Source organism: Mucilaginibacter sp. McL0603, from assembly GCF_049992945.1.
GTDB lineage: Bacteria > Bacteroidota > Bacteroidia > Sphingobacteriales > Sphingobacteriaceae > Mucilaginibacter.
Map to the genome: position 1 here is coordinate 878820 of NZ_CP188251.1, position 21884 is coordinate 900703.

Here is a 21884-nt window from a genome sequence, read left to right on the forward strand (position 1 = left end):
AACAAAAGCCATCGAAATACACTCAATGGCTTTTGATAACTGTTGTAAAAATTAATAATACTTCGTCATTCTAATTGGGCTGCTTATTTGCCAAACCAATAGTAATCTATGGAAGGCACCGCTTCCTTTTACGATAATTGCCATAATAATGGCCAGCACCAACACAAAGTATTCTATACCTTCGCTATCTTTTTTACCATACCAGTTCAACTGAAAACTAGTTATCAGAATAAGGAAGTCGTATTGACCGATATTAAAGAAATTTCAAGGTCAGCCCCCTGTAACAATGACGCGCTTTACCGCCCGGAATTAAGTATCATTACTTTTAGTTTCTCTCTCGCTTTAAACAGGTTTGATTTTGATGTACCCGTGCTGATGTTTAGTTGTGCGGCGATCTCCTCGTGCGGGAACCCTTCAATAGCAAACAAGTTAAATACGGTGCGGTACGCGTTTGGCAATTGCTGCAGCATACCTAACAGATCATCATAGTTCAATTTCTGATCTGGTAAATCATTATGACCGATGTCTTCTGCCGCATCCAGATCGTCGTTCAGCGATAACTTCAGGTTGCTTCTGTAATAATCTACAGAGGTATTTATCATAATACGGCCAACCCAGGCAATAAACGGACGGTCTGTATTGTATTTATGTAAATTAGTGAACACCTTTAAAAACCCCCGGTTCATGATTTCGGCAGCCTCGTAACGATTACCGGCATAGCGTAAACATATACTCATAGCAAAACCATAAAATGCTTTATACAGCATCTTTTGATCTTTTCTGTTTTGTTGCATACAGCCTGCAATAAGTTTTTGTAGTTTTTCCATAATATTTTCTCATCTGCTCCCGGTCACCAGTTTGTTTACCAAAATCTAAGTGAGTTTAGTATCTATGTTATTATTTGTAGAAGTTGCTTGCTTCATATCCAAGTGATTTATTTGCCTTCAGAAAGTTTTTTGAGTGTGTTATTCCACAGGTCATGCCCGCGGTGCATAGCGGCCGGGTCTTTCTTCCTCAGCGTCTTTGCACCCTCGCCATTTACGCATTCTTCCATAATAACACGGGTTTTATTTGCCGACGGTGATACCAGGGAACCCGGGTTGGCTGATTTAGATTGGCACCCTGTCAATGCCATGAAGAACAACATAACAGCGATTCCCCTAAACTGATATTTGTTAAACATAAATAAGTTGTTTAATAGATAATTTGATTCGACTGATATTTTGAGCTTCAAAGACACCTGCCTTAAGCTGTTAAACCAGTACGGCCCCACCATCAGTGACAAGCGACTGCCCCGTTGTGTAAGGCTGTTTCATCAGGTAAACAAATGCCTGTGAGATGTCTTCGGCCTCACCTACCCGTTTTAATAACAAAGTACTCTCCAGGTATTTGTAAAATCCCTCGCGGTCGGCTTCGCTCAGGTTATTCCACAGATTTGTTTTGATAACACCCGCGGCTACATTGTTTACTCTTATAGGGGCAAGTTCTACTGCCATTGCGCGGGTGAAAGCATCCATCGCACCGCAAATGGTTGCACCCAGGCTGTATCCTTTACTTGGTCGCTGACCAAAATTGCCACTCATCAGGTTGATTGAGCCGCCTTCATTAATATGAACTTTACTGTATTTAATGGCAGCGAACGCGCCCCAGAAGCGTATGGTAAAAAAGTCCTTCCCTTTTTCAATATCCGTGTCATCTACCATGCTCATCGAGATATTTTCTCCTGCGGTATACACCAGGTGATCAAAACTGCCTGCCTGGTTAAAGAAATCCTTGATGCTTAGTTCATTGGAAAGATCTACCGCATAGCCTTTGCTTCCTTGCGGCAATCCTTCTAATGCAGTATCTATCCTGGCCTGGTTGCTCGAAACGATAACCACATTTGCCCCCTCTGCGGCAGCTGCTTTTGCGGTTGCAAAACCTAAACCTGAACTACCGCCTAAAATGATCACTCTTTTACCAGTTAATTGGTTTCTTTTACTTTGATTTTCCATGCTATTGTTTTTTCTTATTGTTCAATACAAAGGTCCCTAACCTTTAAATACTTGCAATTACCATATGGTAAAAACTACTTCGCGTACAATTATTGCCGTTGCTTTTTTGGATGGAAAGCTAAGCCGGTAAGCTTTTCAAGAACTGTCACCGGCAATAGAAATAACTCCTGAACATATTTTCTTTGAATTAATCAACGGATTCTAAATAACATCATCATTGCCGCCTGAAGATTGTTAAGGCAGATATTCTTTCCTGATTCCCAAACGCTTTATTTTGGATTGTAACGTTGTTGGCGGAACGTCCAGAAGGTCAGCCGCCCCACCGTCCCCGGCAATTTTACCTTTGCAGACCTTGAGTATTTCGAGGATATGGTCACGTTCGTTTTCGCTGATCGTCTTGACGCGTAATTGGTGTCCTGTAAAATCAACAATTTGATTTTGCCTGGAAGGTATATCTATATGATCAATCGTATTTCCTGTAGTTAATAATACACTCCGCTCAATCAAATGCTCCAGTTCGCGAATATTACCGGGCCAATTATATTGCATGAGTTCCTGTAAGACCGTGCTATCTAAATTGTCAATCTTCCTGCCCGCTTCTTTTGAAAAACAGATAATAAAATGGCAAATTAATGCGGGTATGTCTTCCCTTCTGTCCCTGAGCGGAGGCAAATAAATAGGGAATATGTTTAAACGATAATAAAGATCCATCCTGAATCTGCCCTCCTTCACTTCCTTTTCCAGGTCACGGTTAGTGGCAGCAATGATGCGGACATTTACTTTGATCGAGCCTTTACCACCAATGCGGTTTATCTCTTTTTGCTGTAATACCCGCAGCAGCTTAACCTGCAGATCCATGGGCAATTCGCCAATTTCATCCAAAAATATAGTTCCGTCATTTGCCTGTTCAAACATGCCGATACGTCGCTCGGTGGCACCCGTAAAACTACCGCGTTCGTGACCGAATAATTCGCTTTCAATCAGGTTGACAGGAAGGCAAGCACAATTCACTATAACCATCGGCTTAGATTTACGCGGTGAATCGTTGTGAATTGCACGGGCGATCAGTTCTTTTCCGGTACCGGTTTCGCCTAAAATCAAAACGGTAGTAGCTGATGGAGCCACCAATGCTACCAATCGAAATATTTTGTTCATTTTCGGGCAATTCCCAATAATTTCGGTGTGATTATTCGAAACTTCAGCGAGGTCTTTTAAGTATATTTTCCTCTTTTCTTTAACCATAGTATCAAAAAACGGCAAGTGCGATTTAGGAGAAACTCCTTTTAAAAAGGAGCCCAGGTTGACGCTATCATTTTCGCATTCATTCAGGGGTAATTTCGTGTCTTCGAGATAAACCATGATTATAATGATAATAATGAATAAAATGTAAAAAAGCAGCTGCAACAACCAGCGCATTCAGATTCCAATTGGAGATTCAAGTATACGCGAATCCGGTAGTGACTGTCTTCTGGTTAACCATGTTTCCAATAGTTGTGCCACTTCTTAATCTACTCATAATAAGCGAATTAATATAATTTAAAATATTTATATATCCGATATATCAAAACCATTTGTAAAGTGCTTTGATATATCGTAGTCCGCATGCCCCCGGGGACGGGCGTCCTGATCCGGTAAACTGGCTGACCATAAAAAAATATAAAATGCGCACTCCCTTTACCATTTCAATATCTCTTTTTTATTGATTAAATTTGTTAGAGATTAGATCATTTGCCTTTTTAAGGAGCGGCTTATAAATTCAAACAGGATTTATCATTCGGGGACAAATAAATATTAAAAAAAACTTTGTCTGCTTCCGTGAACCACTGATCCCCCGGGCGGAAATTTTAGTATTCCTTCAGCCTTAAGTCATGCGTTATATAAAAACTGATATGAACTGCGAGAGATCGTTTTTTCAAATAAAAATCCCCGTTATTGTCCTGCTGGTTGCACTACATCTGACAGCCTTTGGTCAATACTATCCTGCCCCTAAGCCCGTAAATCCATCGAGGGAGCCTGGATTATTATATCATCTGAAAAATAGCCAATCGGATAGCGGGAAAATACGATTGTTGCTCGATCTGTGTAATATCAATTTCAACAAACCATTAAAAAAACCGGTTGACCTGGACCGTGCTATGGTTTTTGCCAGAGAAGCCAGTCAGCTAAGTATCAAACTGGGGAGCCGGTCAGGCTACAATGACGCACAATTGTTTATGGCGGACATATTTACAGTGAAAGATAATATGAAAGCTGCTGAAGATATATTGCCTTTGGTTAATGACACATCCCGGATCAATTTGCTCCTGAATTTAAGCTTCAAGTATGATATAAGGGATGGTGTAAAAAAAGAAGAAGACTATAAAAAGGCTGTATTATTTGCGCAGCAGGCAAAAGAGTTAAGCATTAAATATCACCGGCCCGAAAAAGAGATTCTGGCACTTAAGGACATTGCCATGGTTCACGTTGACCAGAGAAATCCTTCGGCCGAAAGCGAATTGCTGGAAGTTATAAAAAAATACAAGGCCATAGGATATCGCAACTTACATTATACCTATTCTAAACTAGCTGTTTTATATTTCTGGAGATCCAATCCGGCCAAGGCCCTTTATTATTCGCTTCAAACTATAAAAAGCATGAAAATGACGGGGGACAGTACTGCGGCGGGTGATTTTTATACTGATCTTGCTGTCATTTGCATTGAAAATGATGAATTTCAAAAGGGAATTGATTACGCCACCATGGCAATCAATAGCTATAAAATTCATGCAGGCGCATCTAACTTGTCTGATGTTTCAATATTTGGAGTGATCCCAAGGGGGTTACGCAAATTGAAGAGATACCCGGAGGCGCTCTCCTATATAAATGATAAGATAAAAAAATACCCGCCCCGAAATGATGCGGACAAAGTTATTTATGCTTCAATAATCGGAAATATTTACAGGGACATGAAGAACTTCGATAAAGCAGAGGAATATTTTATACGGGAACTTGAACTAAGTAAAAAACAGGGCGTAGCCGGATTCGAACTTTACCGGAACCTTGGCCAGCTTTATGTCGAATCAGGCCGATACGCCAGAGCAAAACCCTATTTATACAAGGCCCAGGAGTTTCCTGAAGGACAGAGGACCTTAGGGGCGAACATCCATTTCCAATACTTGCTTTTCCTGGCAGATTCGGCAACCGGGCACTACCTTCAGGCCATTAAACACCTAAATAAAAACCACGCGCTGGTTGAGGCCAGTATAAGAGAAACAAAGGCAAAAGACGTGCAAAAACTGTTCATTCAATTCGAAACTGAAAAGAAGGAAAGTGAGATTAAAATGCAAGACAAGAATATTGCATTGTTAAAGCAAAACGCCAGACTGCAGGGAGCGAAACTACAACAGGCCAATGTCACTAAAAATATCACCATTGGAGCAACGGTCTTGTCCATAATGTTCATCGGCTTGCTTTATAATCAATACCGGAATAAACAAAAAAATAATTTGATCATTAGCCAAAAAAATGAACAGCTGCAACGTTTAGTGCAGGAAAAGGAATGGCTATTGAAAGAGGTGCATCACAGGGTAAAAAATAATTTACATACGGTGATCTCTTTGTTAGAGGCACAATCTGTTTATCTTGAAAACGATGCTTTAAAAGCCCTTGAAAACAGCCGGAACCGTATTTACACTATGTCTTTGATCCATCAAAAACTATATCAGTCCGTTGATATTAAAACAATAGACATGGCCGTATATATTCCGGAAATGATACAATATTTGAGTGATAGTTTTGATACTGGAAATAAAATTCATTTCAGGTTGGAGATCGATCCCTTGAATCTTGATGTAGCATATGCCATACCATTGGCATTGATCATTAATGAAGCAGTAACCAATTCGATTAAATATGCTTTCCCGGGTAAACAAAAAGGGGAAATTTCCATTTCATTAGATGACCAGGAGGGGACGGTAAAACTGGAACTGGCGGATAATGGCATCGGCATGGATCCAAACATCACTGAAACAGAACAGGATTCGCTGGGTTTGGACTTAATGAAAGGTCTTAGCAAAGATATCAATGCTGACATTAATTTTGATACCCATCAGGGAACTACGATTATTATTATATTTAAATTGGAATACCTCTATTATCCCGATAATCTTTTGACACCGCAGGGCATATTAGAAACATGATTATGAAAACCAAAGTACTTATTGTTGAAGACCAATATATTGAAGCAAAAAACCTGACGCTTATACTTGAAAGGGCAGGATATCAGGTCTCGGGAATTGCCCGGTCCGCGAATGAAGCATTAAAAATAGTTGAAGAAGAGTATCCGGATTTCGTATTACTGGATATCTATTTGCAAGGTAAACTGACCGGTATTGATCTTGCTAAAGTATTAAGAGATAAGAATATCCCATTTGTATTTCTGTCCGCCAATTCAAATAAGCAAACTTTAGATGCGGCCAAGGCCACAAGACCGTACGGATTTTTGGTGAAGCCCTTTCGCGAAAAAGACGTATTGGTGATGCTAGATGTTGCATGTTATTTGCACCGGCAAACTCAGGAATTAAAAATTTCTTCAAAGCCTTACACCGCGTCTTCGTCACAGGATGACTTCAAAGAAATCATCGGAGTGGGACAGGGTATGTCGTGTGTACAGAATAACATTAAAATAGCAGCGCCATCGAACATCTCGGTCTTAATTTTAGGGGAAAGCGGTACGGGAAAAGAACTGATCGCTCAATGTATTCATCGTGCCTCATCCCGCGGAAAAAAATCCCTGATCGTAGTGAATTGTGCGGCGCTGCCGGCAACCCTGATCGAAAGCGAATTATTTGGCCATGAAAAGGGAGCCTTCACCGGTGCCGTTGACAAAAGAATCGGAAAATTTGAACAGGCTAACGGCAGCACCGTTTTTTTAGACGAAATTGGTGAATTGCCCCTGGACATGCAGGTAAAGCTGCTGCGTGTACTGCAGGAAAAAGAAGTTGAGCCCATAGGAGGACAAAAGAAAAAAATCGATGTTCGCATTATAGCGGCCACCAACCGGAATTTAGAGGAGGAAATAGCATCCGGCCGATTCCGGATGGATCTTTATTATCGCCTTAATGTTTTTCCGATTGCACTGCCGCCGCTGCGTGAACGTAAGGAGGATATACTTCCCCTGGCAAACCAGTTCGTAAAAATTTATGCGGCTAAAGAAAATAAGCCCATAACGGGCTTTACGGATGATGTTGCCCAGACCATGCTGGGTTATACATGGCCCGGAAATGTAAGAGAATTGGAAAACCTGATGGCCAGAAGTGTTTTGCTGACCAACGGCAATACGATCAGCTTTTTGGACCTACCCCATGCTAAAAGCCAGAAAACCACAACAGACCGTCATCTACGGGTTAAAACGATAGCTGAGAATGAGCGGGATCATATAGTAGCGGTTCTTGAAAAATGTAATTGGAAAATATTCGGTCGCGGGGGGGCAGCAGAGCTATTGGAACTTAACGCCAATACGCTTATTTCCAGGATGAAAAAATTGGGTATTGAAAGGAAGATATCATTGAAAATCATAACTGATTAAAATTGCCCCCGTTAAACCAATAATATTCCTGATGCCGGCTTAATACTGACTTAAAAGAAACCTGGGATTATTTATTAAAGCATTGGCTCTAAATAAGGCATACCAGGCACTTTTATCCCCGGCTTGCAAAGCGGTCAATATCCTTTTTTACAGTTGGACGCGGGGGGGGATTTTTTTTAGACAAACCCGCAGGGCACGGCCTTACCGGACAGATCAGCCATTCATTGCTTTGTGACAAAAAAGCTAACGTGAGGCAACTAATTCAAAGTGGTGACAAAGTCACGGCTTTTCAAAGCAGGGAAGCAGCTGAATGGCGGAACGACCTTCAGCTGCTGCACCTGCTCGGCTATACAAATTTCATGGAAGCTCCAGACTTTGCGAGTTCCGGGCAAAGTCCCGGCCTCGAGGACGGCAAAGATCATTTTCGTATACGAAAATACGTCTTTGCTATTGCCTTCGACGCTAATGAAACAGGCCTATGGGCTGGCTCCTATTAGCTGAATTTAATTTCCCCCCAATAGCACACTTAATCCTACTTCTACTCTGAAACCATTTCTTATAACCTCATTTAATTGAGTTTTGTCAGTTTCTCCGGTGGTTAAGTAAAGCTGATCGGTACCATTACCGGTTTCCCAGTTAAAGAAGGCTGCACCCAGGTTTGCAGAAAAATAGCGATTTATTTTAAATGCCAGTTTTGCATCAGCATCAATACCGTAGCCATCGGCGGAGTGACGAAAGCTGACAGGGTGCTGAAAAGTTTCAATCAGGTTCCAGTCGGCAGCGGCGCTATATTTTACCTGGTTGTAAGTTAGATCTGCTACAATTTCAAGACGATCACTGATATTAAATGTTGGCTTAATTTTAAAAAACAAACCCTGCCATTGTGTTTTGTAGCTGGTATTAAGTTGACCGAAGTCGCCTTCATTCCCCAACAAATAATAGGTTTGATAATTGATACCATATCCCAGATAAGGCGACAGGCTCCATAGTTTGTTTTTGAAAAGCAGGTAACCAACGCCTGTTGACCAAGCGGATGTACTGCCTTTGTTGCTATCAAAACTTTGGTTGTAAACCGGTCCGGTTCGGTTGTCACCGCTGTAATCGGTGTCATTTGAAGTGCCGGATCTGATAAATGATTTGTCATAATCAGCCAGTAATAAAAAATGATCCCATACATTCCACTGCAGGGCCAGACTATAAAGTGGCCCCTTGATCGCTTTCCATTTCAGTTCGGAATAGATATTTGGATTTTGCCCGTTGACGTTGCCGGCAATGGACCAATGGAAATTTTCGTTTTGATAACCTGTAGCCGCCGATAGCTGTATTTTGGGTTCACCGTTCTGGGCGCGGACAATACCGCCGTACACAATACACAAAAACAGTAGTCCATACCGTATTGAAAATTTGCCCATTCTAAAAAAACTGATCAGTTTTTAATGTTCTGAAATAAACGTCTGCCTTATCGCATAAAAATAATAAAACCAGCACCAGTTTGTTGCTGGTGTTGGTTTTATATGATAAAATATATTATTATTTATTTACGCCAAAAGCTTCCCATCCGGAGGCCGTCGCCCGGTTACAGGTCATGGCTTGTGTGCCGTTTTCACTTGAAACGAATTTGCCGTTGCTCCCTTGCAGCGTTATTGTTCCGTCAGAGTTTGTACCCCAGGTAAATGTTTCCCAGGCCCCAAAAGTTGCCCGATTACAGGTAATAGGCATGGTGCCGTTTTCGCTGGATACATATTTACCCATACTTTGCAGAGCCACTTTGCCACCGCCCGCGTCAACTACTAAAAATTGTTCCCAGGTTGAAGCAGTTGGACGGTTACAGTTCATAGGCATTGTGCCATTTTCGCCGCTAACATAATCGTTATTAAATCCCTTAAGCGTAATAGTTTGTCCAATCGGAGGCGCGTTTGAGGTTACTGCTTTATATACGCGAACATAATCAACAAGCATATTGGTAGGTAATGAACTATTGTCGATTGTATTTCCAGGCAGGTCGCCACCTATAGCCAGGTTGAGTATAACATAGAATGGCAACTGAAACGCCCCTGTATTGTTGATGTTGTTGGCAATATTACCGGTAGCATATAAAGTATTATCAACATACCAGTTTATACTGTTGCTATCCCATTGAACAGCATAGATATGAAAACTGCCAGGGCTCGTCGTAGTGCTACTGCCATATTGAACATGCCCGCTGCCGCCGTTCCAGTGCATGGTGCCTAATATGGTGTTGGTAGTGTTTACATGTTCCATTATATCAATTTCGCCGCAATTTGGCCAGCCTACTGTACCAATGTTATTCCCCAGCATCCAGAATGCCGGCCATGTACCCGTTACCATAGGCAATTGGATCCTTGCCTCAATGCGGCCATACTGTACCGATAATTTCCCCGAAGTATTCAGCTTGGCAGAAGTATAAGGCTGTCCGCCAACACTCTGTTGTTTGGCAGTGATCACCAGATTACCACCGGATTCAGTAACGTTGGCTGCCTGATAATACTCCTTCTCATTATTAACCCCCGGATTGCCAACGTCAATATTCCATTTTGATCCATCAACGCTGCTGCCATTAAACTCATCCGACCATACCAACTGATAGGTGACCGCCCTCGGAGTAGTGGTTTTCCCTGGATCTGCCAGGTCTTTAGCCGCCTGGTTGGCGTCCTTTTTGCAGGAAACTGCCAAAATTACAAACATCAGTACCATACCAGTACTTTTCAAAAAATTGAAGAATTGCTTTCTCATACTCATAATAATTGATTTAAATTTCTATTTGTTTACACCAAAAGATTCCCAGCCCGAGGCAGTGGCTCGTGTGCAGGTCATAGCCTGCGTGCCATTTTCACTCGAAACGAATTTGCCATTGTTACCTTGCAAGGTTATTGTACCGTCGGCATTTACACCCCAGGTAAATTCTTCCCAGGCGCCATATGTTGTGCGGTTACAGGTAATAGCCATTGTACCATTTTCGCTGGACACATATTTACCCATGCTTTGCAGCGCCACTTTACCGCTACCAGCATCAACTACTAAAAATTGCTCCCATGTGCCGGGCGTTGCGCGGGTGCAGGTCATAGCTGTGGTACCGTTTTCGCCGCTTACATAAAGATTATTGAATCCTTTAAGGGTAATAGTTTGGCCAATCGGCGGCCCTCCGCTCGATTGTGTGCCCGACCATTTAAACGTCGCCACTGCACCCGCGGGCAAAGTGTAGGTAAATGACTCGGCACCCCATTTTATTTTAAAGGATTGGCTTGACGTTGCTGTATTTAAAGCCACAACTACTTTACTGCCATCAGGGTTTTTGAAAGCAACATTCTGAATGCTTGCTGAAAAGGTATTGGATGATATGCGGACAGCACCTGCCCTTACGAATTCAGAAGCATGGGCTACAGTATAATAGGCAGTGTTACGGGTGTAGTTATTCCCTGATATGGTTACCGCGCCTAAACAACTAGAGCAGCCACCACTGGTGTGAGGATTATAATTAGGGTCAGCCGCCAAATTCCATTCTAATACAACCTTGCTCCAGTTACGGGGTGCACCGATAATTAAATTATTGACATGCCATGAAAGATCGCCCCCAAAACTGCCGGGGCCGCCTATAAACTGCTCCGTAAAATAAACGTTCTTGCTGGGGAAAGCATTATGCACGGCAGTTAAGGCGCTGATGTCGCCGGCATATAAGTGAAATGCTGAGCCATCCACATAAGGATTGGCGCTTGCATCTCCTAAAACCGCTTCAGGATAGCCAGGCTGATCGCAATTATGATCATAAGCTATGATTTTGGTGCTGATACCATTGGCGGAAAATTGAGGGCCTAAATTGTTTTTAATAAAATTAGCCTCCTCGTTCGACTGCATAGTCATTGCAGGATTGTTGTTGGGATTTAAAGGCTCGTTTTGCGGAGTAATAGCATAAATATTGATCCCTTGTGCCTGCATAGCCTGAATGTATTTTACAAAATACCTTGCATAGGCATCATAATATGCCGTGTTTAAACTGCCGCCGGTAAAGCCACTGTTACCGGTAGTTCCTGTTTTCATCCATACCGGCGCTGTCCAGGGTGTAGCCAGTATTTTTATAGATGGATTAACTGCGATGATCTTTTTCAGAACAGGTACCAGGTCTGTCATTTCCTGGCCGATACTGAAATGGGTTAGGTTGACATCCGTTTGTCCGGAAGGCATATCATCATAAGTAAAATCTGATGAACTCAGATCTGATGCGCCTATGGTGATACGTACGAAGCTTGAACCAACATGGCCGGATGCTGTTGAAAAAATGTCAGTCAGCATGGTGCTTTGATTTGGCCCCAACCCATTGATCAACGAGGCACTTCCACCTGTTAAAGCATATCCAAAGCCATCAATAGTTTGATAAGTAGTATTCTCATCAACAGCAATGGTAGTTGGATTGGTACCCGCGTCAGTTGAGAAGTTGACGCTGGTTTGTTGTTGTAATAGCTTGGACTGATCTGGGGTGGTTTCCCAAATGCTTACCGTTTCATTAGCCGCGCGGGAAACTGTTCCTTTTGCGACAACGACTGCATTAGCCGGATTGGACAGGTCCTTTTTACACGAATAATAGAACACAGCCGGAAGTATCATTAATAATACAGACAGCCATTTCATTTTGTGGTTGTAATTGATTCTCATAAAGTTTACTATTTAGTTGAAAGATTTTTGGTTATTTATCAGGCACTTACATGAAATATTTTCAGCATTGGGAAACAGGAGAAAATATGTCTGCATATTTTTTCAGTATTTTTAAATTAACCAATGCTAAAAAATATAAATAACCAAATCTTAAAGAAGACAGGTAGCCATTTAAGTGTTTTTAGTTTTGGCCTAGGTTGTATGAATATAACTGGCATTACAAATCTATAAGAATTAAAGACAAATCAGCAAGCAAATAATTAATAAATTATTGATTATTAGAATGTTATATGCAAAACAATACGCTTGAGACACAATACATAGGAGGCAAAAAATTGCCCAATGAACACTGTAATAGTGTTTTTTGAAAGGGTAGAAAATAATTACGATACGGTTAATTAACAATTAATTGTTGCGAAAAAATACTTATTTAAGTGTCAAAAAAAACGTATTCAAAAATTTCAATCTGATAGACTGGTATCAATAACGAGCTTACTCCAGCCTTTGTCATCCGCCTTGCTGAGCTCTTTTTTCCTGCTGTTCATGATCTTTTTAATACGTGAGCTATAAGCCCAGCAAGTGCTTTGCCTTATGGAGAGTATTTCAGACAATTTATGTGAGGATATTTTGCCTTTGGTGGAGTACATTAAAAAAATAATGTAGAAAGCCTTATTAATGGGTATGCGTGTGTTTTGCAATATAGTATAGGCAATTACAGACTCCCCATAGCCGCATTTTGAGCACCTTCTACTGTAAGGAAGATGCCCGTTACCATAATGTGTGCCCTCACACTTGCGGCATTTATAACCTTTTTCCCATTTCAGATCGGAAAGGAATTTAAAGCAGGTTTCTCTGTCGGGATATATTTTGCTGAATTCTTCAAAATTAACCTCTGCCGACATTACACGGTTATGTGTAACCTTTTCAATATCGTTATGTAATAACGTATTATCCTTTTCCAGCAAAACGTTCATGCGCGATATTTCTTCTGCCTGTTCTTTCAGCAACTGGTTTACCGTTGTTAGTTCCTGGTTTTGTTGTTCAATAACCACGTTTTTTTGTACCAATTGGCCGGTTCGTTCCTGTACCTGCTCTTCTAATCTTTTATTTAGTGTGTCTTTAAGTTCTTCATTTTGTTGAAGTTCCTTTATAATACGCTGTTGTGCAATGTCTTTTTCTGTTTTTAATACTCTTACCTTATCACCGATGGCAAATGATACAAAGAACATTTCCATAATAAAGCAAATGCTTAAGGTGTAATAATTAAAAGCGGTAACAGGCAACCACCAAATGTTAAGGGCAATCAAAGCCTTAATAATAAAACCAAAAAGTAAAAAGCTGTAACCCACCACAAAGAAACGGGCTGGGCTGTAGCCTTTATACAGGACATAGCAACCTATTATGAAGGCTACAGTCAAAGGAATTATTTCAATGATCTTGTAAGTGAACCAGTTTTTATTAACTGTTAAACACAAGAAAAAAAACATACACCGGCTTGCAATTATCCAGTAAAGTAATTTATTTAAACGGGGCGCCCTGGTCTTTACATTCAGCAGGCTTTGCGTAAATAAAATAGCAAAAATGCTTGCCGAGAACAAGGCAATGCCATATGCGTAATGATTCCATTCGGGCGAAAGCGGCCATACATACTGGTAAGCGATGCCATCAGTACACATTTCATACAGCCCAATACTTAAATTATAGACAATATAATACAGGTATTGCTTTTGCCGCATGGCAACAAACATGATCATGTTATAAAGTCCAAAGACCAGGATCATTCCATAAAAAATGCCAAATAAAAAATATTCCTCCAGCGCATAGTTGATAAACCAGCTTACCGAACGCAGCACAATGATCGAATTTACTGATTGATGTGATTTGATGCGGATGTAGTAGGTTTTGTCGCCCGAAAACGTATTGTTAAGACTAAAGCTAAAGTTTTTATGCTGATAGAGCCTGGCAGTAAATGGTCTGTCGCTTCCCAGTAAGGTAGCAAAATATTGATTTTTATTATCGGGTGAATAGACGGTAATACTATCTATTGTTTGGTCAAAAAATTCAAGTATCCAATTATTTTTGCTATTCCGATTGTGTTTAATGGTGATCCGGTACCAGTAAGCGGAATTAGGGTGATCAGTAACGGGGGTTGCTGTTTTATTAGGTTTAAATTTTTGCAGAATGCCAGGCAATCTTACCTGGTCAAAAGTAATGCGCGCTGTCGTATCTTCCAGAAAGCTGATCTCGGTATATCTAAAAATATGTTGTTTGGCATTATCATTAATTGGGACGATAATTTGTGCATTTGCAAATGCCGGTATGCACAAAAAAGTCACTAAAAAAAGCAACTGGAATCTCAGGAAAAACTTTAACATAATAATTCAGCTGCTTGCAGGCAGATCGTCTTAATTGGTATAAACAATTTTAAGGTTATTCATTATTAAAACCTATTAAATTAATTAATACAGTTATTGCCTGAACCAACTTTGCCGGTTTAATTCCCAAAAGCCTCTTTTTCGAAATTCGCAAAACTTAACATTATGTTGAGTAACAACACAAACTTGACTGTTTATATTTTAATTGAAAGTTATAATTCCTGGCAAAAATTTAAAATTCAATTACAATGATAATGCCCTGGATAAAGAATATATTGAAACAATACTTAACGGCGATAGATTCTTAAAATCTCTTACCGCGACAATTTTGAGTTTTTAGGTAAACGAGCAGGGTTTGTAAAGAAGAATAGCCCAAATGCGAAAGCGCAATGTGACGAGTTTATTGAACTTTATGATAAAATGAAAAAGGAATCAGAATTGCAAATAACAAATAAAAATAAGTCTTTGGCAAAGGATGGAAATAATTGGACGTGTTGACCTTACTGGCACGAACCAAAAAGTCCTCTAGTCTTCAGGACTGATCTAAAAGAATAACGAAGTAAACCGCCTGTAACAGTAGCTTAAATCAACTAGTTTCTTATTTATTCAAGTTAATTCATCAGCCATAACATTCTCTGGAACAATAGGTAATTCCCTTATACGTCTAGCCGTAGCATGAAATACCGCATTGAGTAAAAGATCCTCAGAAAATTACTCGCCGAATTACTTACCATTTTATTGTGAATTGGTGAATAATATGATGACTTTACTATAACACAAAGGCCTGCAAACATTTGACTTGCAGACCTTTTTTTATTTGATATTGAAATAAGCGGGGATAAGGGGAGCCAGTTAGAACACTTAACTGCGATTCTCGCAATAATCAAAGAGATTACAGGAAATAAAAATAAGAAATGATCAGTCGTCCTGGTTCTTGGTTTTATTTCCCAATAGTTTTAAGGCAAGGTGGTGTAGCATTTTAGGTTGTCTATTTTTGGTGTTTCCAAAACCTGCCTTTTCCTTCGGCTATCCACTCTAAAGCTTCACTTATTCTTTTTTGCCGTGTTTCGTCGGTTTTGGCGTCACTAATCCAGACAATATATTCCTTGCGGAAAGAGTTGGATTTGCTTTCAAAAACTTCTTTTGCTTTGGGGTTAGATATTAATGCGGCCAGCAGATAATCGGGCGTTTCCAATACCTTTGGTTTATCAGATTCTGGTTTATTCTTTTTTGTCTTGATTCCTTTTTCGTTTAACTGCATGGCTTCTTTAAGCATCGCTATAAATTCATCGTCTGGTGGCAGATCGCCAATTTTGCTGATCTTCCCCAAAAATCTTTGGATCGGCTTTAAGTCCTTGTTTGCTTTCAGACGCAGGTCGGTCATCAGTTCAGCCTTTAGGAAGGTGAAAGAGCAATGATTTTTATAAGATGCCACTACACACATGTTATCGCCTTTGTAGTCAAAATGGGGTAGGCTCCATTTTATAGTTTCTTCTGCATCCGGGCAATTTTCATGAATGAGCCGGTGCCAATGCTCAAGAATGGGTTTTGCAAAGTCTTCCGAGTTGGCTATGTAAGCATCCACATCTGAATTACGATTCATCGTGTTTAATTTAAAATTGTTACTGTTGTGGAAACTGACTCATATCCAGGTAGGCCATCTCCCATTTGTGGCCGTCAAGATCGGCAAAACTATGTTGATACATCCAGCCCTGGTCCTGTGCCCGGGCATATATCTTTCCGCCCAATGATTCGGCTTTGCTGACGAATCGTTTTACCTCATCTGCCGACGCGGCATCAAGCGCAATAAGCACTTCGGTAGAGCGATGTGCGTCGCATACTTCGGTATCGATAAAAGATTTGAAATAGGTGTCGGTAAGCAACATCACAAAAATGCTGTCGCTCACAATCATACAGCCGGCCTTTTCGTCGGTAAACTGTGGATTAAATGAAAAACCTAAATCCTGAAAGAATTCCATAGACCTGGCCAGGTCCTTCACTGGAAGATTGATAAATACTTTAGTTGCCATGTTATTAAATTGATCGTTTAGGATATATTTAATTTACTGGAGCAAAAAAACTTAAAATGCTTCAGGAGATTTGGTCGAAAACTTGGATAAACAGGTCAATTTAATTACTTGCGTTGTTTCCGGAACTCCGAAGGAGACAAGCCTACCTGCTTTTTGAAGAATTTGCCAAAATTAGCAGGGTCTGAAAAGTTGAGTTGATAGGCAATCTCAGCTACCTCAAAATCGGTGTATTGAATGAGCGACCGGGCTTCGGTGGTCAGGCGTTCAGCAATAAAAGTAAGTGCATTTTTACCCGAAACCTGCTTAACAGACTGGGAGAGATAATTGGCGGTAACCGAAAGCAGATCTGCGTATTCCTGCACGGTGCGCTTATTGATATAATGGTTATCAATTAACTGAATAAATTTACGCAACAGGATTTGCTGCGTTGTGGCCTGGCGAATATCCTTTTTCTTTTCCAGCGCAAAATCTTCCAGGTAGTAGAGCAAGCCGAGCAACTTTACTCTTGCTTCCATATGTTGTGATTTGGCCGACCCTTCATAAGCGGCAAATACAGCTTCAAAATGCGGCGCTAATTGTTTAAATGTGGCCTGTTCAAACTTAAACAAGTTGGTATGTAACACATCAAATAAGGAAAATTGCTGGTGAAAATCTGGTTTGAAGAATGAGAAGCATTCCGGCTTAAAATAGATCACATAACCCTCCAGGGCATTGTTATGCGCAAAGCTATATACAAGATTGGGCGAATGAAAGACGAGATAGCAATCAGGATCGTGAATGGTCTGATCGCCATAGCTAACCTCGATCTTACCGGAATTGAATAGCAGGGCAAAAAAATAGAATGAACGTTTAAAAGGTGGCCGGTATACCTGCAGATCCTGATCGAGTGGCTTTAACCTCAAACAGTAAAAATCTGGATCAATTGTTCGTCCCGGCCATGGAATAGAGGCCAGAAAATCGTTGATCTCTGTGTAATAAGGAAGAGCGGTTTTTGTTTTCTTCATAAATGATCAACAAGAAGGTTGATTCTAAAATAGAGAAAGAAAATATATTCACCTACTAATACAAAAAGATTCACCGCAGAGAGGAATTAATATTACTTATATAATTATCGCTTTAATTTGCATATCGTCAATATATCAATTGGAATAGAAATGATGTTTAGAACATCACGGCGCCTTGTGTCCGTGTTTTAAAGCAACAAAACCCGATATTTGTCGGGTTTTGTTGCTCCTGAGAGAACGGGACCGTAGTCGAACACTTTTATCTCATTTTTAAATTTACTGGATAATCTGCCATAGTTTAATTTTCTTAAATTTGAGCATCAGCCTAATAAATGAAATATATACCATTTTTGATCTTATTGCTATCTCTAACAGCTTGTTTCAATTCTTCTGAAGATAAACCTAGGCTTTTGTATAGGCAAAGAATCGCTAATAGTAGTTATGTGATTTATGAATTTACCTACCCCGGAAGTTTTGTAACAAGTTCAGATTTTAGTGGTTTGACAGTTTTAGATTCAAATGATGTATTTTCAAGAAATAACATCAAACCGTTGCCATGCTATTATTTTGAAAATAAACCGACAGGTAAGCAACTTAAAATGATTGATATTACTGATGGGCCGAATCCAAGCACGGCGAAAGATACACTTTTAGTACCTGAAAAAAAATATAGTATAACCAATAGCGGGTTTATTATAAACGTAACTGAATATAAACAAACCTATGGAAGTGCGATAAGCACTACTGGCTTAATGGAATATAGTTTTGATGGTTTTAAAGAGACAAAAGACAGCTTAGTTTTTTATCAGGTAAAAAAGAAGTTTGGCGGCAAAGACTTCTCAGGTATGGTCCCGTTTTTAAAAGGAAATATAAAAATTATTGAATCTGCAGGTAAGCAAATTGATCATATCGAAATTGATCAGGCAATCATTACTCGTGGTCCGATTTACAAACCAACAAAGCCACTTGAATTAGTAGCTAATCAACCAATTGTTGGGTTTGCCACGTATTATTTTTATCCTAATAAAAACATAAGTTCAGCACAGCTCACAGACTTTGGAATTTATAAACAGATAGAATAAGCTATTTAAACACAAATGCCATCTGCCTGCGGCGGACAGCATTTGTGCTGGAGGAGAGGGAGGGATTCCAATCGAACACCTGATATCACTTTTGACCTTTTTAGAGACTTTTAAAATTAAATCGGATTTAAAGCCGTAATCAAATCTTATTATTTTAAGTGTGTTATTACCCTAAATTCGATCTTTACGAGCAAATGGTTGGCTTAATTTTATGACATTGGACCCGGCACCATGTAAGTGGCCGCTTTTTTCTTCGGTTAAATTTGCCCGTTATAAGTGGGGTCAAATTCCACAATCCATTCAATGCCATATTTATCCCTAAACATCCCTGCGTAGGTGCCCCACGGACTGTCACCAATGGGCCCCTCTACCTCTCCGCCTGCCGATAATCCGTTAAATATTTTGTCGGCTTCTTCACGACTTTCTGCACTAACTGATATTTTGGACCTGTTCTCGCTTTCGTTTACCCGTCCCATAAATTCGGGAACATCATTGGCAATTAACACATTGTGTTTGCCAAGTGGCAAAGCGATGGTCATTATTTTATTTGCTTCCTTTTCTGCTACCTGAAATTCAGCGCTTGCCAGGTCCTTGAAACGAATGACCTTTGTGAATTCTCCGCCAAAAACTGATCTGTAAAAAGTGAATGCTTCTTCGGCATTTCCGTTGAAGTTGATCCAGGGATTGATTGTTCTCATAATTTTTATTTTTTAAAGTGATTGTAAATTTTCTTTTTATGTTTTCTACGATAAGGAGGCCAACAGTTCTTCCAGGTTTTTTAAGGTCATGGTGAAGCCTATTTTGAAGCCCTCTAATAATTTCTCCAATCGCTCAAACGATTCATTGTAAATGGTAATGTCCACTTTGGTTATGCCATTTTGTTCGCTGAAATTGTAATCCCATTCAGAACCCGGCAGTTCACGATTTTCGTCTTTATCCGCAAACGCGTTGTACATCTTAAAATTGGTTTTCGGGGTAATGGAAGTAAATTCCTGCACCGCCCAGCGCTCCTGCCCATCGGGGCTTATCATCGCGTAAAATCGCCGCCCGCCAACTTCAAAATTCATATACTTGGTTTTGGCGCGCATAGGTGCCGGTGCCACCCATTGGTCCAGCAGTTCGGCTTTGGTAAAGGCATCCCATACTAAAGCCTGCCCGGCATTAAATTCCCTGGTGATGTATACCATTTTCGCTGCCTTGTCAACGTTAAAATCAAATAGCAAATCGTTGTCCATTATTTATTGATGGTTAGTTAATAATTTTATTGGTATCAATGCTACTTCGTGGTCTGTGTTTTAATTGTAGTTAATAATTGGTCCAATTGATTAAATTGAGTTTCCCAGTTTTGCCTGAATTGGGCTAACCAATGGTCAAATTCCTGCATTTTTTTCGCGTTAAAGTGATAATAGATTTCCCTGCCGCTCTGCTCGGGTTTAATCAATTCGCATTCGTGCAATACTTTAATATGTTTTGATACTGCCTGGCGGGTCATATCAAATTTTTCCGCCATTGCATTTGGTGTTAATGCCTGGATAGCGATTAATGTTAAAATAGCCCTGCGTGTTGGGTCTGATATGGCCTGGAATATATCTTGTTTCATTCTTGATTATTAATTGCGCAACCCTCAGGTTGCAAATATATATGCAACTTTTGAGTTGCGCAAATATTTTTGCATTTTTTTTTGTCGAGGTATAATGACGGGAAGTTTGTGGTATTTGTTACAATAGCCAACGAAACCGTGTCTTACTTTACATGAAGAAGGAACTCGAACTTGCAAATATCTATAACCATCTTATTTTCAAATATTTATTCCAATTTATATAGGTTATTTATGCGCAGAAAATAGTTCAAAAAGAAATAGCCTGCTAAGAATCAATGCTTTAGCAGGCTATTGTATGACAAGGCTGGGTGAATGGGAATCTATTAGAACACCTTGAAGGGATTTTGGAGCTTGTTAAGGAAATTAAAGAAGTACACCCCTAATGCGGATTCTATTATTCATCCTCACCTGTATTTTTCATTTTCATGAGCAGGCTGTAGGCCCCTTTGGTCACAAAGGTATTGTTGCGCAATGCTACATCGCTTGCGGTCAGTTCCACAAAGCCGTCTTTGGCAACCCCTGTTTTTACTTCCATCATTTCAAAACTGTTCTTGCCCTTTACCTTAAAAGCATAGGTTTTGTTTTCATAGTTCACTATGGCATCTTCCGGCAATGTTAAGGCATTGTTCGCGGTTACCTCGATCTCCGCATTCATAAAAGTGCCGGGTAACAGGTTTTTATCGTATTGTTCAAAGTGGCAATGCACCTCTGTCTTACGTTGGTCGCTCAGGTCTTTGCCGATGAGAACAATTTTGCAGGTATATTTCTTATTCGGGCTGCTGTTTGTATAGGCTATTACTTTCTGGCCGCTATGGAGCTGACTGACATCTTTTTCAAAGACATCCAAAGCTAAATGAATATCCCTCGGGTCAACAATCTCGAACAGCACATCGGTGGGGTTCACATATTTGCCGATGTTGACGTTCACCTTGCTCACATAGCCGTCAATAGGTGAATAAATTGCTGCATTGCGAGTAATATTACCATCAGTAACCTTTGCCGGGTTCATGCCAATCAGCCGCAATTTCTCTGATAAAGAGCCGACCAGTATCTTCTGGCTTTCATAGTCGGCCTGGGCCTGCTGAAATACTTTATCGCTATTGGCCTTACTCTGGTTCAGATCGCGCTGGCGGGTGTAATCCTTTTCTGCGTAGGATAACTTCGCTTTGGCTGTTAAATAATCCTGTTGCAACTGGATAAATTGCTGATCTTCCATAATGGCGATGGTTTCCCCGCGGCTAACATGCATCCCCGGCAACAAATGACTGTATTGGAGATAGCCGCCCATCGGGAAACTGATGCTCACCATATTTTGCGGCGGCACATCAATTGCGCCGGTTACACGCAAGGTGGTCGAAACGGGGCGTTGCTGTGCATGACCGGTATCTATCCCGGCGGTTTTGAGCTGGGCATCGGTTAACGTTACCGCAGAGCTGTTTACAGAGGTGGACTTTTCTGCTGTTTTGGTTTTCGTTGTATCCGGTTGCTGACCGCAGGAGAACAGCGCTAAAGCTGCTATCATTACAGCGGATTTTTGAATATATGCTTTTATCGTTGGGTTCATG

The 21884-nt window shown here is 40.5% G+C and carries 18 protein-coding genes; 3 read left to right on the top strand and 15 right to left on the bottom strand.

The features are described 5' to 3' along the window. Positions 1-296: 296 nt before the first annotated feature. The 4 genes from ACPPVU_RS04130 to ACPPVU_RS04145 all read right to left on the bottom strand — a co-directional run bounded on the left by ACPPVU_RS04130 (position 297) and on the right by ACPPVU_RS04145 (position 3353). The gene (locus tag ACPPVU_RS04130) at positions 297-827 is read right to left on the bottom strand and encodes an RNA polymerase sigma factor (protein WP_426670432.1); all 531 of its coding nucleotides are present in this window, start codon (positions 825-827) and stop codon (positions 297-299) included. 107 nt (positions 828-934) lie between these two features. Next, positions 935-1183: a hypothetical protein gene (locus ACPPVU_RS04135; protein ID WP_426670433.1), complete on the bottom strand. Its 249-nt coding sequence runs from the start codon at positions 1181-1183 to the stop codon at positions 935-937. Positions 1184-1253: 70 nt separating this feature from the next. After that, positions 1254-1994 (bottom strand): SDR family oxidoreductase, encoded by a 741-nt coding sequence (locus ACPPVU_RS04140; RefSeq protein ID WP_426670434.1) that lies wholly within the window; start codon positions 1992-1994, stop codon positions 1254-1256. A gap of 234 nt (positions 1995-2228) precedes the next feature. After that, positions 2229-3353: a sigma-54 interaction domain-containing protein gene (locus tag ACPPVU_RS04145; RefSeq protein ID WP_426670435.1), complete on the bottom strand. Its 1125-nt coding sequence runs from the start codon at positions 3351-3353 to the stop codon at positions 2229-2231. Positions 3354-3883: 530 nt separating this feature from the next. On the opposite strand from ACPPVU_RS04145, the gene ACPPVU_RS04150 reads away from it, so the two are divergent. Both ACPPVU_RS04150 and ACPPVU_RS04155 read left to right on the top strand, forming a co-directional pair. After that, positions 3884-6172 carry a tetratricopeptide repeat-containing sensor histidine kinase gene (locus ACPPVU_RS04150; protein WP_426670436.1) on the top strand — a complete coding sequence of 763 codons (2289 nt, stop codon included), beginning with the start codon at positions 3884-3886 and terminating at the stop codon, positions 6170-6172. A 2-nt stretch (positions 6173-6174) separates the two neighbouring features. Continuing rightward, positions 6175-7560: a sigma-54-dependent transcriptional regulator gene (locus ACPPVU_RS04155; RefSeq protein WP_426670437.1), complete on the top strand. Its 1386-nt coding sequence runs from the start codon at positions 6175-6177 to the stop codon at positions 7558-7560. A gap of 503 nt (positions 7561-8063) precedes the next feature. On the opposite strand, the gene ACPPVU_RS04160 is transcribed toward ACPPVU_RS04155, so the two are convergent. The 7 genes from ACPPVU_RS04160 to ACPPVU_RS04190 all read right to left on the bottom strand — a co-directional run bounded on the left by ACPPVU_RS04160 (position 8064) and on the right by ACPPVU_RS04190 (position 17637). Continuing rightward, positions 8064-8972 carry a hypothetical protein gene (locus ACPPVU_RS04160; protein WP_426670438.1) on the bottom strand — a complete coding sequence of 303 codons (909 nt, stop codon included), beginning with the start codon at positions 8970-8972 and terminating at the stop codon, positions 8064-8066. Positions 8973-9090: 118 nt separating this feature from the next. Further along, the gene (locus ACPPVU_RS04165; RefSeq protein WP_426670439.1) at positions 9091-10314 is read right to left on the bottom strand and encodes a family 16 glycosylhydrolase; all 1224 of its coding nucleotides are present in this window, start codon (positions 10312-10314) and stop codon (positions 9091-9093) included. 24 nt (positions 10315-10338) lie between these two features. Next, a complete protein-coding gene (locus ACPPVU_RS04170) occupies positions 10339-12228 on the bottom strand; it encodes a glycoside hydrolase family 30 beta sandwich domain-containing protein (protein ID WP_426670440.1) in 1890 nt (629 codons plus the stop codon). Between the two features lie 461 nt (positions 12229-12689). Further along, positions 12690-14603: a 7TM diverse intracellular signaling domain-containing protein gene (locus ACPPVU_RS04175; RefSeq protein WP_426670441.1), complete on the bottom strand. Its 1914-nt coding sequence runs from the start codon at positions 14601-14603 to the stop codon at positions 12690-12692. Positions 14604-15591: 988 nt separating this feature from the next. After that, complete coding sequence (locus tag ACPPVU_RS04180; protein WP_426670442.1) at positions 15592-16206, bottom strand: YdeI/OmpD-associated family protein; 615 nt, start codon at positions 16204-16206, stop codon at positions 15592-15594. Between the two features lie 19 nt (positions 16207-16225). After that, a complete protein-coding gene (locus ACPPVU_RS04185; RefSeq protein WP_426670443.1) occupies positions 16226-16633 on the bottom strand; it encodes a VOC family protein in 408 nt (135 codons plus the stop codon). A gap of 104 nt (positions 16634-16737) precedes the next feature. Further along, on the bottom strand, positions 16738-17637 hold the full coding sequence (locus tag ACPPVU_RS04190) for a helix-turn-helix domain-containing protein (RefSeq protein ID WP_426670444.1): 900 nt from the start codon (positions 17635-17637) through the stop codon (positions 16738-16740). A gap of 332 nt (positions 17638-17969) precedes the next feature. On the opposite strand from ACPPVU_RS04190, the gene ACPPVU_RS04195 reads away from it, so the two are divergent. After that, positions 17970-18719: a hypothetical protein gene (locus ACPPVU_RS04195; protein WP_426670445.1), complete on the top strand. Its 750-nt coding sequence runs from the start codon at positions 17970-17972 to the stop codon at positions 18717-18719. Between the two features lie 257 nt (positions 18720-18976). Here ACPPVU_RS04195 and ACPPVU_RS04200 read toward each other — a convergent pair whose 3' ends face one another. The 4 genes from ACPPVU_RS04200 to ACPPVU_RS04215 form a co-directional block, all read right to left on the bottom strand. Then, the gene (locus ACPPVU_RS04200) at positions 18977-19417 is read right to left on the bottom strand and encodes a VOC family protein (protein ID WP_426670446.1); all 441 of its coding nucleotides are present in this window, start codon (positions 19415-19417) and stop codon (positions 18977-18979) included. Positions 19418-19462: 45 nt separating this feature from the next. Then, complete coding sequence (locus ACPPVU_RS04205; RefSeq protein WP_426670447.1) at positions 19463-19954, bottom strand: SRPBCC family protein; 492 nt, start codon at positions 19952-19954, stop codon at positions 19463-19465. A 41-nt stretch (positions 19955-19995) separates the two neighbouring features. Then, on the bottom strand, positions 19996-20319 hold the full coding sequence (locus tag ACPPVU_RS04210) for an ArsR/SmtB family transcription factor (protein ID WP_426670448.1): 324 nt from the start codon (positions 20317-20319) through the stop codon (positions 19996-19998). 394 nt (positions 20320-20713) lie between these two features. Then, positions 20714-21883, bottom strand: coding sequence for an efflux RND transporter periplasmic adaptor subunit (locus tag ACPPVU_RS04215; RefSeq protein WP_426670449.1), 1170 nt, complete (start codon positions 21881-21883; stop codon positions 20714-20716). Position 21884 lies beyond the last annotated feature (1 nt).